Origin of the sequence: Streptomyces cinnamoneus (assembly GCF_002939475.1) — a bacterium.
Taxonomy (GTDB): Bacteria; Actinomycetota; Actinomycetes; order Streptomycetales; family Streptomycetaceae; genus Streptomyces; species Streptomyces cinnamoneus_A.
The window spans coordinates 4,626,305-4,637,456 of sequence record NZ_PKFQ01000001.1 but is presented as its reverse complement, the minus strand read 5'-3'; the positions used below and the strand labels follow the sequence as shown (position 1 = coordinate 4,637,456).

The 11,152-nt window shown below is 72.8% G+C and carries 12 protein-coding genes; 4 read left to right on the top strand and 8 right to left on the bottom strand.

All coding sequences use genetic code 11. The features are described 5' to 3' along the window. Positions 1 to 26 precede the first annotated feature (26 nt). The 7 genes from CYQ11_RS20895 to CYQ11_RS20870 form a co-directional block, all read right to left on the bottom strand. Positions 27 to 1,691: a dipeptide ABC transporter ATP-binding protein gene (locus CYQ11_RS20895; RefSeq protein WP_099201300.1), complete on the bottom strand. Its 1,665-nt coding sequence runs from the start codon at positions 1,689 to 1,691 to the stop codon at positions 27 to 29. Then, positions 1,688 to 2,677, bottom strand: a complete 990-nt coding sequence (locus CYQ11_RS20890; protein ID WP_099197790.1) for an ABC transporter permease — start codon at positions 2,675 to 2,677, stop codon at positions 1,688 to 1,690. The genes CYQ11_RS20895 and CYQ11_RS20890 overlap by 4 nt, the downstream gene beginning before the upstream one ends. Continuing rightward, on the bottom strand, positions 2,674 to 3,678 hold the full coding sequence (locus tag CYQ11_RS20885; protein WP_099197791.1) for an ABC transporter permease: 1,005 nt from the start codon (positions 3,676 to 3,678) through the stop codon (positions 2,674 to 2,676). Before CYQ11_RS20885 ends, CYQ11_RS20890 begins: the two co-directional genes overlap by 4 nt. Next, positions 3,675 to 5,396, bottom strand: coding sequence for an ABC transporter substrate-binding protein (locus CYQ11_RS20880; RefSeq protein ID WP_099201301.1), 1,722 nt, complete (start codon positions 5,394 to 5,396; stop codon positions 3,675 to 3,677). The genes CYQ11_RS20885 and CYQ11_RS20880 overlap by 4 nt, the downstream gene beginning before the upstream one ends. Before the next feature lie 163 nt (positions 5,397 to 5,559). After that, positions 5,560 to 5,652 carry an Ms4533A family Cys-rich leader peptide gene (locus tag CYQ11_RS30795; protein WP_338105699.1) on the bottom strand — a complete coding sequence of 31 codons (93 nt, stop codon included), beginning with the start codon at positions 5,650 to 5,652 and terminating at the stop codon, positions 5,560 to 5,562. Between the two features lie 65 nt (positions 5,653 to 5,717). Then, positions 5,718 to 7,124 (bottom strand): DUF3152 domain-containing protein, encoded by a 1,407-nt coding sequence (locus CYQ11_RS20875; RefSeq protein WP_099201302.1) that lies wholly within the window; start codon positions 7,122 to 7,124, stop codon positions 5,718 to 5,720. Next, the gene (locus CYQ11_RS20870) at positions 7,117 to 8,103 is read right to left on the bottom strand and encodes an alpha/beta fold hydrolase (protein WP_099201303.1); all 987 of its coding nucleotides are present in this window, start codon (positions 8,101 to 8,103) and stop codon (positions 7,117 to 7,119) included. The genes CYQ11_RS20875 and CYQ11_RS20870 overlap by 8 nt, the downstream gene beginning before the upstream one ends. A gap of 140 nt (positions 8,104 to 8,243) precedes the next feature. On the opposite strand from CYQ11_RS20870, the gene CYQ11_RS20865 reads away from it, so the two are divergent. The 4 genes from CYQ11_RS20865 (at position 8,244) to CYQ11_RS20850 (ending at position 10,196) form a co-directional block, all read left to right on the top strand. Further along, positions 8,244 to 8,471 carry a hypothetical protein gene (locus CYQ11_RS20865; RefSeq protein WP_099201304.1) on the top strand — a complete coding sequence of 76 codons (228 nt, stop codon included), beginning with the start codon at positions 8,244 to 8,246 and terminating at the stop codon, positions 8,469 to 8,471. A gap of 184 nt (positions 8,472 to 8,655) precedes the next feature. Continuing rightward, positions 8,656 to 9,294 carry a TetR/AcrR family transcriptional regulator gene (locus CYQ11_RS20860; protein WP_099201668.1) on the top strand — a complete coding sequence of 213 codons (639 nt, stop codon included), beginning with the start codon at positions 8,656 to 8,658 and terminating at the stop codon, positions 9,292 to 9,294. Between the two features lie 172 nt (positions 9,295 to 9,466). Next, entirely contained in the window at positions 9,467 to 9,694 is a 228-nt protein-coding gene (locus CYQ11_RS20855; RefSeq protein ID WP_099201305.1) for a DUF3107 domain-containing protein, read from the top strand. A gap of 223 nt (positions 9,695 to 9,917) precedes the next feature. Beyond that, complete coding sequence (locus CYQ11_RS20850; protein WP_181143728.1) at positions 9,918 to 10,196, top strand: hypothetical protein; 279 nt, start codon at positions 9,918 to 9,920, stop codon at positions 10,194 to 10,196. Between the two features lie 47 nt (positions 10,197 to 10,243). Here CYQ11_RS20850 and CYQ11_RS20845 read toward each other — a convergent pair whose 3' ends face one another. Beyond that, positions 10,244 to 10,978, bottom strand: a complete 735-nt coding sequence (locus CYQ11_RS20845) for a ferritin-like fold-containing protein (protein ID WP_099201306.1) — start codon at positions 10,976 to 10,978, stop codon at positions 10,244 to 10,246. Positions 10,979 to 11,152 lie beyond the last annotated feature (174 nt).

Here is an 11,152-nt window from a genome sequence, read left to right as displayed (position 1 = left end):
TCCAACAGATGGGACGTTGTCTCGCGCTATGCGGCTGTATTCCCCCGTGCCACGGTTTCCGCCCCGGCGCCCACGGGGACGACCGCCGGCTCCAGGCCGGGAACGGCCGCCAGCAGCCCCCGGGTGTAGGGGTGGGAGGGCCGCTCGTAGACGGCGTCGGCGGGGCCCTCCTCGACGATCCGCCCGCCGCGCATCACCACGAGCCGGTCGCTGACCTGGCGGACGACGGCCAGGTCGTGGGCGATGAAGACCAGCGCCAGCCCCAGGTCCCGCTGCAACTCCCCCAGCAGCCGCACGACCTGTGCCTGCGTGGTGACGTCGAGCGCGGAGACCGGCTCGTCGCAGACGATCAGCTTCGGCTCGGGGGCCAGTGCCCGGGCGATGCCCACGCGCTGCCGCTGTCCGCCGCTGAACTCGTGCGGATAGCGGTGGTAGGAGCCCGGGTCCAGGCCCACGCGCTCCAGCAGATCCCGTACGCGGCCGGTGATCTGAGCCTCCCCCAGCTTCCCGGCGGCGCGCAGCGGGTCGGCGATGGACTCGCCGATGCTGCGGCGCGGGTTGAGCGAGGAGACCGGGTCCTGGAAGACCATCTGAAGCTCGCCGCGGAAGGCGCGCAGCTCACGCTCCCCCAGGCCGCCGATGTCCCGGCCGCGGTAGCGCAGCTGCCCGCCGGTGGGCTCCAGCAGCCGCACCAGCATCCGGCCGAGCGTGGTCTTGCCGCTGCCGGACTCGCCGACCACCCCGACCGTCTCGCCGGCCCGGATGCTCAGCGAGACGCCGTCGACGGCGGTGGCGGTCCGCTTGCCGCCGCCGAACCGCCTTTGCAGGGCGGTGGCTTCGAGGAGGACGGAGTCGTCGCGCGCGGGCTCACGGACGGCCTCGCGGCGGACGCCCACCCGCGGTACGGCGGCCAGCAGCTCACGGGTGTACGTCTGGGCGGGCGCCTTCAGCACCGTGCCCACCGGTCCGTGCTCGACGGCGGCGCCGTCCTTCATCACCAGCAGCTCGTCGACGTTCCCGGCGGCGACGCCCAGGTCGTGGGTGACCAGGATCAGGCCCATGCCGGTCTCGGCGCGCAGCTCACGCAGGAGGCCGAGAACCTGCGCCTGGACGGTGACGTCGAGGGCGGTGGTGGGTTCGTCGGCGACCAGCAGCCGCGGCTCGCAGGCCAGGGCCATGGCGATGAGGGCGCGCTGGCGCATGCCGCCGCTGAACTCGTGGGGGCGAAAGCGGGCGCGGCGGGCCGCGTCCGGGATGCCGACGCGGTCCAGCACGTGGACGGCACGCGCGCGTGCCGCCTTCCCTGAGGCACCCCGCCGGTGGACCCGGTAGACCTCCGCGATCTGGTCGCCGATCGCCTGGTAGGGGTCGAGCGAGGACAGCGGGTCCTGGAACACCATGGCGGCCACCCCGCCGCGCAGGCGGCGCAGTTCCGCGTCCGACGCGGCCGGCACGTCGTGGCCCGCCACGCGCACCGAGCCGGTGACGCGGGCGCCCGTGCCGCGGTGCAGCCCGAGCAGGGCGTACGCGGCCGTGGACTTGCCCGACCCGGACTCGCCCACGACGCCGAGCGCCCCGCCCGCCGGGAGGGTGAAGGAGAGGTCCGTCACGGCGCGGACGAGGCCGCCGCCGGGGGCGGCCGGGAAGGCGACGGACAGGCCGTCCACCACGACCAGGGGTTCGGTCGTCATCGCAGGGCCACCCTTCGGTCGGCGACGGTGTACAGCACGTCGGCCACGATGTTGGCGACGACGACGGCGGCCCCGGTGACCGTCACCACGGCCACGACGACCGGCAGGTCGATGGTCCGGGTGGCGGTCACGAGGAGCTGGCCGATGCCGGGCAGGCCGAACATCATCTCGGTGACCACGGCGTTGCCGAACATCGACCCGAAGTCGGCCGCCGACAGCGCGATCACCGGTGCCAGCGCGCCCCGCAGCGCGTGCCGCCCGATGAGCGCCCGTTCGGAGACGCCGTAGGCACGGAAGGTGCGGATGTGGTCCTCGGCCAGCGTCTCCAGCATCGAACTGCGGGTCAGCCGGGCGTATTTGGCGGACTCCAGCAGCCCCAGCGCCGCCCAGGGCAGCAGCATGTTCCAGGCCCACTGCTCGGGGTCGTCGGTCAGCGGCACGTAGGACGGGAAGGGCAGCCACTCCAGGTGGGCGCAGAACAGCATCAGCAGGCCCAGGCCGCTGACGAAGACCGGCGTCGCGGTCCCGGCGAGCGTGAGCCAGGTCAGTGCCCGCTCGGTGGCGCCGCCGCGGCGCAGCGCGGACAGCAGACCGGTGCCGGTGCCCAGCAGCAGCCACACGACCATGGCGCCTGCCGCCAGGGAGGCGGTGGCGGGCAGCCGCTGCACGAGCAGGTCGGTGACCTGCTGGTCGTTCTGGTACGACAACCCGAAGCAGGGGGCGTCGCAGTGGAGCACGCCGGTGCCGGTGGAGTAGTCGTGCCCGGCGACGATGCCCTGGAGGAAGTGCCAGTACTGCACGTACACGGGGTCGCCGAGGGCGAGCTGCTCGCGGACCTGGCGGATCTGCTCGGGGTTGCAGCGGGGGCCGCACGCCAGGCGGGCGGGGTCGCCCGGGGCGATGTAGAAGGTCGCGTAGACGACGGCGGTGAGCACCAGGACGACGACGAGCGCACCGAGGGCGCGCCGCAGGAAGTAGAGGGTCACGCCGCACCTCCCGCGCCGCTCGTGCGGGCCTTGCGCCGGCTCCGGCCGACGCCGAGCCGTGAAGCCTCGCGCGGGTCGAGGGCGGTGCGCACCCCGTCGCCCAGGACGGTGAAGGCGAGCGTGGTGACGAACAGCAGCAGCGCGGGCAGCAGCACGTACGCCGGGTCGGCGCGGAACCACGTGGTGGCCGTCGAGAGCATCTGCCCCCAGGAGGGCGTCGGGGGCTTCACGCCCACGCCCAGGAAGGACATGCTCGCCTCCAGCACGATGTTGGCCGGCAGCAGCACGACCGCGTAGGTGATCACGGGCGCCGCCAGCGAGGGCAGCAGCTCGCGCCGGGCCACCCGCCACGTCGAGGCGCCGGTGAGCCGGGCCGCGGCGACGAAGTCGAGCTTGACCAGACCCAGGGTCTGGGCGCGCACGAGACGTGCCATGCCGCCCCACTGCAGCAGTCCGATGGCGATGACGAGCAGCACCGGACGCGGGAAGTCCGGGGGGACGACGGCCATCAGGGCGATGGCGAAGACCAGCAGCGGCATCGCCACCATCACGTCGGTGACATGGGTGAGGACGCTCTCCACGAAGCGGTTGCCGAGGGCCGCCCCGAGGCCCAGGCCGACGCCGATCAGCACCTGTACGAGCGTGGCGCCGATGGCGACGAGCAGCGAGACGCGGGCGCCGTAGAGGAGCCGGACGAACAGGTCGCGGCCGGTGCCGGGTTCGACGCCGAGCCAGTGGTCGGCGCTGACGCCGCCGAAGTCGCCGAGCGGCACGCCGCCGCGCGCGGAGTCGACGAGGGCGTCGTGGTAGGCGCCCGGGTCCTGGCCCTCCAGCGCCGCCAGCAGCGGCGCGGCGAGGGCGAGGAGGACGAGCAGGCCCAGCACGGCGGCGGCGGCGAGCGCGGCCTTGCGGGCGCGCAGCCGTCGCCACACCTGCCGGGCGCCGGGGGCGGGAGCGACGCCCGCCTCCGGTTCCGCGGTGGTGATCAGGTCCGTCGTCACTTGACCGCGACCTGCGAGACGTCGAGGACACCGGTCCAGTCGCTGATGACGACGTTCTTGACGTCCTTGCCGTAGAGGCGCTTGTAGACCGGGTGGAAGAGCGGGACGGTCAGGGCCTGCTCGCCGATCCGCTTGTCGAGGGCGCCCCAGCGCGCGGCGGCCGCGTCGTGGTCGGTGATCTTGTTGATCTCGTCGATCTCGTCGTTGACCTTCGGGTCGTCCAGGCGCGCGGTGTTGAAGTTGGCGCCGTCCTTGACGATCTGCCGGCCGTCGAAGACGGGGGCCAGGAACGGGCCGCCGGAGGGCCAGTCGGCGCCCCAGTGGGCGATGAAGAGGCCCGGCTGCTTCGCGAAGCTGTGGATCTTCTCGTCGTAGTCGTTGTCCTCCAGGCCCTCCAGCTTGACCGTGATTCCGGCCTCCTTGAGCGCGGCCTGGACGGCGGTCGCGATCTCGGGGCTGGTCTCGAAGTTCTGGGCGGTGGAGTGGGTGAGGGTGATCTCCAGGCCGTTGTCGTAACCGGCCTCCTTCAGCAGCTCCCTGGCCTTGCCGGGGTCGCCCTTGGCGCCCGCCGGGAAGTGGTCGTACGGCGTGTAGCCGAGGGGCTTCTGGTCCGGCAGGAACGTGGTCGCGGGCTCGGCGAGCGAGGAGCCGCCGGCGGCGTTGACGACGCTCGTGCGGTTGATCGCGTACGAGATCGCCTGGCGGACCTTCGGGTTGTCGAAGGGCTTGACCGCGGGGTTGAACGCCAGGTAGCTGGTCTGGCCGAAGTGGCCGGTGCCCACCCGGTCGGCGAGCTTTCCGTCGCCGCCGACCCGCGCGAGCTCGGCCGGGCCGAGGTTGGTGTCGGTGGTCACGGCGGCCGCGTCGGCGCCCTGGCCGGAGGACAGCCGCTGGTTGATCACGGCGGGGTCGAGACCGGACCTGACCTCGATCCGGTCGGGGTAGGCGTGCCGCTCCTTGTCGGTCTCCTCCGACCAGTTGGGGTTGCGCTCAAGAACCATCTGCTCGCCGTCGCCCACGTTCTTGACGACCTTGTACGGCCCCGAGGAGACCGGGTGCTCGGCGTACTTGACGCCGGTGTCCTTGGACTTGGGGACGGGCGCGAACTGGGTGGAGGTGGCGTAGAAGGGGAAGTCGCCCTCGGACTTGCGCAGCTTGAAGACGATGGTCTTCTCGTCCGGGGTCTCGATCGAGTCGAGGCCCTTCTTCTCCTTGTACGGGCCCTGGTAGGTGTCGCCACCGACCAGCCAGTCGCGCAAGTAGGGGGCGCCGCCGGAGAGTTCGGCCGCGAAGGAGCGCTCGACGCCGTACTTGACGTCGGCGGCGGTGATGGGCGAGCCGTCCTCGTACTTGAGGCCGTCCTTCAGCTTGAACGTCCACGTCTTGGCGTCGTCGCTGGGCGTGCCGGTGTCCGTGGCGAGGTCGGGGACGACCTTGGTGCCCTCGGCGCCGCTCTCGCGGTTGCGGGTGGTGAGGGTGCGGTAGACGAGCGAGGGGATGTTGCCGCCGCCGGAGGTGTACAGGCGGGCGGGGTCGAACTGCTTCTGCGGCGCCCGGTTGAGGACGGTGAGCGTGCCGCCCTTCTTGGGCGCGCCCGCGGCGCCGCTCCCGGCGTCGCCGCCGCTCTTCTCCGGGCCGCAGGCCACGGCGCCGCCGATCAGGACCACACTGACGGCGGACGCGGCCACGGCGCGGGATATGAGGGACATGTGACGCATGACGGTGATGCCTTTCGCGGGAATGCGAGGGGAGGAGAGCAGCGGGTACCCACGGAAGGCGGTCGGGAGAAGCGCACACGGGTGCGGAACCGCCCCCGGCGTACGCGACGCTGTGAGAAGCGCGGAGAAGCGCGGGGGAAAGGGGAGGCCGAAGGAGGAATCCTCAGCGACAGAGAATGTCGGCCACCGCGTGCGCGGCCACGCCGATCAGCGCCAGCTCGAAGCCGGCGCTCGCGGAGGCGTGGTGGTGCGACATGCGCAGAACATTGGACGAATTTTCGCCGCCAGGCAAAGCTGTCTCACATACGGAGACCAGATGTCTCAGGAAGCGGAAACGGAACCCGGCTCCGGATACGGCCAGGGGTTGGGGCGGCAGGTCTTCCCGTCGGTGGTGAGGAACTTCGTCTGCTGCATCATCACGGGCGCGAGGGCGCCGTCCGCCGAGCAGGACTCGTGGTCGTGACCGAGCCGGTGGCCCACCTCGTGGTTGATGAGCATCTGCCGGTAGGCCTGCATCTCGTCGCCGAAGGTCTGCGAACCCTGCGCCCAGCGATAAGCGTTGATCATGACGCGGTCGGTGGCCGCCGAGTCGCAGGAGACGTTGTCCTCCGTGGTGTCGAGTCCCGACTTGGCGCACCAGGCGGCCGTCGCCCGGGGGCTGGCCAGGGTGACCACGAAGTCGGCGTCCCCGGAGGAGACGCGCTCGAAGGCGCGCTTGCCGCCGTGGCCCCAGCTGCGGTCGTCGTTGAGGGTCCGGTGCACGGCCGTGGCGAAGAGCTCGCCGTCGAGCGGCAGCCCCTTCTCCACGTCAACGCGGTAGCGCATGACTTCACCCGATCCGGGGGCCTTGTCGCCGCCCGGAACGGGCATGAATTCACCGGACGCCCCCGCTGTGGCGTCCAGGGGGTACTTCTTCGCCATCTTCTGCTCGTACGTCGCCGGCACCGCGGCGCCGCCGTTCGGCGTGGGCCTGCTGTCGGAGCGGGAAGCGGCGTCCGGGTCGCTCCGCCGGAGGTCCGCGGCGCTGGCCTCCGTCCGGTCGCCCGCGCCCTTGTGCACCTGCCCGGCGATGACGACGGCCAGCACGGTGGTCACCATGGCGGCGGCCACCCCGGTGACCGTCCGCGCCACGGCCCGGCCCGAGCCGCGGGGACCGCGGCCGTTGCCGGAGGGGGTGTGCCCGGGGGCACGCCGGGGTTCGGGGACGCGCCCCCGGGTGCCGGTCCCGCCGTCGCGGGGGCCGGGGCTGCCCGACGGGGTGAAACCGGTGGTGAAGTGCGTGGGGCCGGCGGGCTGCCGGGCGGCGGGCTGACCCTGGCCGCGCTGGGCGCGCTGGGCGCCGATGACGCCCCAGCCGGCCGCCGCGTCGCGCTGCTGCTCGGGGTGGCCGGCGCGTGCGGAGGGCCGGGCGGGCGGCTCAGCGGCGGGGTTCTCGCCGGGGCCGGCGGCGGAGCCGTGGTCCTGGCCGAAGCCGGCCTGGGGATGACCCGCCGCGCCGAGGCCGGCGGTGAAGAGCGCGTCGAAGTCGGCCGCGAGGTCCGCGGCCTCCCGCTCGGAGGAGACGCCGCGACGGCGCCCCGGGCCGGGGCCGGGCACCGGCGGCGCGGCCTCGTGATCGTGCGGCACGGCCGGACGGCCGGTGCCCTCCGGGGCACGACGGCGGCCCGTACCGGGCGCGGCGGCGGACCCGGTGCGGGCCCGGTCGGCGCGTGCGCTGTGTTTACCCACGGGGCGGGGCGCTCCGTTCAGATGTCGTTGCGGTGTCCGTGAGGAGTTGCCGGAAGGCGCGAGCCACCGCGTCCGGGTCCTCCATCATGGCGACATGACCCGTCTCGAGCAGCGTCAGCAGCCGCGAGTCGCGGAAAGCCTTGCTCGCGCGGCGGGCCATGCGGACGGAGACGAGCTGGTCGCGCATTCCGTACACGAGCAGAGTAGGGGCAAGGACCTTCTCCGCCTGGCGCCACAGCGAATGCTGTCCGCCGAGCGTGTAGGCGTCGACGATGCCGCGGGCCGACTTGGCCATGACCTCCCAGAAGTAGGGGAGCTGGAGTCTTCGCTCGTACTCCGCGACGGCCAGGGCGAACCCCTCCGGCGTCACCCGCGAGGGGTCGCCGTAGCAGAGGGCCATCACCTCGCGCGTGCGCCGCTCGGGGGTCCAGTCCCGGGTCATGTGGGCGAAGAGCGAGATGACGCCCGGGACGGCGAGCAGCCCGGTGGGCATCGCGGTGCGCTGCGGGCGCAGCTCGGGCAGGGCGGGCGAGACGAGCGTGAGGGTGCGCACCAGGTCCGGCCGGACGGCCGCCACCCGGGTGGCGACGGCGCCGCCCATGCTGTTGCCGATCAGGTGGACGGGGCCGCGGGCGGAGGCGTCGAGGTAGCGGATGACGACGCGGGCGTACGCGGTGATCGAGTAGTCGCCGTCGGCCGGCGGCGGCGCGTCGCCGAAGCCGGGCAGGTCCAGCGCCTCGCCGTCGACGACGTCCGCGAGCTGTTCCATCAGCTCGGACCAGTTCTGCGACGAGCCGCCGAGGCCGTGGACGTAGAGCGCCGGCGGCAGGCCGGGGCGCCCGGGCGGGCGGGAGCGCACGCTCAGGGTGATGCCGGGCAGGGCCACGGTGCGGACCTTCTCCCCCTCGCTGACCTGCGAGGGCCGCGCGGGAGGCACCACGGGCACGGCGTGGGCATCCGGCGACTCGGTCGAAGACATGCGGGCAATGTTACGAGACGATCACGCCGGAACCCCTGTGGCGGCGCTCACAGATCGCCTGGCGGTGGGAGGCGGCGTCTCCTAGGCTTCTTACCAAGGAGTACGAGGGCGCTCATCCTGGATGCTGGAAGGGATCCCGCATGCCTGTCGATCCGACCGACCCCGAGACCTTCGAAGACGACGACGCGGTCGTCGTCGAGATCACCGAGGACGTGGAGGCGCCGGTGGCGGACGCCGCCGAGCAGCGCGCCGACCTGGCTCCCCGGCGCGACGAGCGGCCGGCCGTCCGGGACACGGACGAGGCCGACGAGGCCGATCGCGCCGAGCAGGCCCGGGTGGTGGAGCTGAACGAGGACGACTACCGCTGACCTCCGGATCCCCACCGAAAGAAGGGGTGACCCGGCCGTCCTGGGGTGTTTGTCAGGTAATTGTCGACTTCCCACAGCGGCCGGTCCGTGAAATTCTCCGCTCCGACCACGCACGGCCCGGTTACCCAAAAGTACGATGGCGGGCGCGGTGCACACCGTGCACGGAACGAACATGGGAGGCGGCGTGACAGCCATCGAGCAGACCGAGGCGCGCCCGCGAGGCACGCGCCTGCCGCGCCGAGCCCGACGCAACCAGCTCCTGGGCGCGGCCCAGGAGGTCTTCGTGGCCCAGGGGTACCACGCCGCGGCGATGGACGACATCGCCGAGCGCGCCGGGGTCAGCAAGCCGGTCCTCTACCAGCACTTCCCCGGCAAGCTGGACCTGTACCTCGCACTGCTGGACCAGCACTGCGAGAACCTGCTCCAGGCCGTGCGCACCGCGCTCGCGTCCACGTCGGAGAACAAGCAGCGCGTGGCGGCCACCATGGACGCCTACTTCGCCTACGTCGAGGAGGAGGGCGGCGCGTTCCGGCTGGTCTTCGAGTCGGACCTGACCAACGAGCCGGCCGTGCGCGAGCGCGTCGAGCGGGTCTCGCTGGAGTGCGCCGAGGCGATCAGCGAGGTGGTCGCCGAGGACACCGGCCTGTCGAAGGACGAGGCCATGCTGCTGGCCGTGGGGCTGGGCGGCGTCTCGCAGGTGGTGGCCCGCTACTGGCTCTCCAGCGAGAGCGCGGTGCCGCGCGAGACCGCGGTGCAGCTGCTGACGTCGCTGGCGTGGCGGGGCATCGCGGGCTTCCCGAAGGTCGGGCACGAGCAGCACTGACCCCCCGCCGGGTGCGGGCCGCCCGCGCGCCGTGTTCGCTGCGAGCGTGCGGGGACCGGCCCGGCGGGCTCCCTCGCCGGGCTAATGTGTGGGACGTACGGCGCGGCTGACCGCGCCCTATCTCCCCTGGGACACGCCAGGGGGACCGCACACCTTCGGAGGGACAGTAGCCGTGGAGGTCAAGATCGGCGTGCAGCACGCGCCGCGCGAGATCGTTCTGGAGAGCGGGCAGTCTGCCGACGAGATCGAGCGCGCCGTGGCCGACGCGCTCGTCGGCAAGGCGCAGCTGCTGAGCCTTGAGGACGACCGCGGACGCAAGGTCCTGGTCCCGGCCGAGCGCCTGGCGTACGTGGAGATCGGTGAGCCGACCGTCCGGAAGGTTGGGTTCGGCGCGATGTGACCCGCTTCGGTCATGTGACGCGAGACGGTCAACGGCGGGGCACCGGGGAGGATTTCACCGGGCCCCGCCGTTGTCGTCCCCGCCGTCGTCCCGGTTGTCGCGGCCACCGTGGCGGGCGTCACACCGATGATCGGACCGAGGGTTGCCCGCCCCGGTCCCGGGGTAAGACCGCTACGACCGAATTGCACCCGCTTCTCGGCCATGGCACGGGAGGTAACGACCAATGATTCTCTGGGAAGCGCTCGGCTCGGTCCTCATCGGCCTGGCCGTCTCCTACGGAGCCCTGCGCTGGCTTCCCGCGCGCCTCGGGCAGTTCCGCTCGCGCCCCCTCGCGCTCTCCACCGGCCCCGCCTCCGCGCTGTTCGGCGCGCTGCTGGCGCACTCGGTGCTGGGGGCGGGCCACACCCTCGCCGTCCTCGCGGTGGCGCTGGGCGTGGCCGTGGCCCTGGTGTCCCTGCTGCTGCGGCCGGGGAGCCGGGCCCGCCGATCAGCCACGGCTTGAGCGGACCCGCGGGGACCCGGTGGGGCGCGGTGTCCTCCCCGCCCCTGTCAGGCCGCCAGGCCCAGCGCGGCCATGCGCTTGGTGTGCGCCTCGGTGATCCGGGAGAACATCTTCCCGACCTCCGCGAGGTCGAAGCCGTCGGCCACGCCGCCCACCAGCATCGTCGACAGCGCGTCACGGTCGGCGACCACGCGCTGCGCCTGGGAGAGCGCCTCACCCATCAGGCGACGCGCCCACAGTGCGAGGCGCCCGCCGACCCGCGGCTCGGCCTCGATGGCGGCACGCACCTTCTCGACCGCGAACGACGCGTGGCCCGTGTCGTCGAGCACACCCAGCACCAGCGCCCGGGTGTCGGAGTCCAGGCGGGCCGCCACCTCGCGGTAGAAGTCACTGGCGATCGAGTCGCCCACATACGCCTTGACCAGGCCCTCCAGCCAGTCCGAGGGCGCGGTCTGGCGATGGAACTCGTCCAGCGCCGCCGCGAAGGGCTCCATCGCGCCGGTCGGCTCCACCTCGATCGCCTCCAGGCGCTCGCGCAGCCGCTGGAAGTGCTGGAACTCGGCGGCGGCCATCTTGGCCAGCTCGGCCTTGTCGTCCAGCGTGGGCGCCAGCTTGGCGTCCTCCGCGAGCCGCTCGAAGGCGGCCAGCTCGCCATAGGCGAGGGCGCCCAGCAGGTCCACGACGGCCGCCCGGTACTGCGGGTCGGCGGACGCGTGGGCCCAGTCCTGGGCGGCGATACCGGTGGGCTCGATGGCGGTCTCAGGCGTGTCGGACGTCTCCATGAAGCGAACGATAGCCCGCCGCGCGACACGAGGAAGCCCCTGGTCAGACAGTTCCTCCTGATCCGGACACCGGATTGTCCGGACACACATGCGCCTTTCCGGGGTACAGTGCTAATGGGCCAGCCGAGTATTCGGCGGGCCGCACCCATGCTGTGCCCTCTGGAGGCGACTCTC

Coding starts and splice junctions, on each gene's coding strand:
- CYQ11_RS20895 (WP_099201300.1), bottom strand. CDS start 1,691: ATGACGACCGAACCCCTGGTCGTGGTGGACGGCCTGTCCGTCGCCTTC.
- CYQ11_RS20880 (WP_099201301.1), bottom strand. CDS start 5,396: ATGCGTCACATGTCCCTCATATCCCGCGCCGTGGCCGCGTCCGCCGTC.
- CYQ11_RS30795 (WP_338105699.1), bottom strand. CDS start 5,652: ATGTCGCACCACCACGCCTCCGCGAGCGCCGGCTTCGAGCTGGCGCTG.
- CYQ11_RS20870 (WP_099201303.1), bottom strand. CDS start 8,103: ATGTCTTCGACCGAGTCGCCGGATGCCCACGCCGTGCCCGTGGTGCCT.
- CYQ11_RS20865 (WP_099201304.1), top strand. CDS start 8,244: ATGCCTGTCGATCCGACCGACCCCGAGACCTTCGAAGACGACGACGCG.
- CYQ11_RS20850 (WP_181143728.1), top strand. CDS start 9,918: ATGATTCTCTGGGAAGCGCTCGGCTCGGTCCTCATCGGCCTGGCCGTC.
- CYQ11_RS20845 (WP_099201306.1), bottom strand. CDS start 10,978: ATGGAGACGTCCGACACGCCTGAGACCGCCATCGAGCCCACCGGTATC.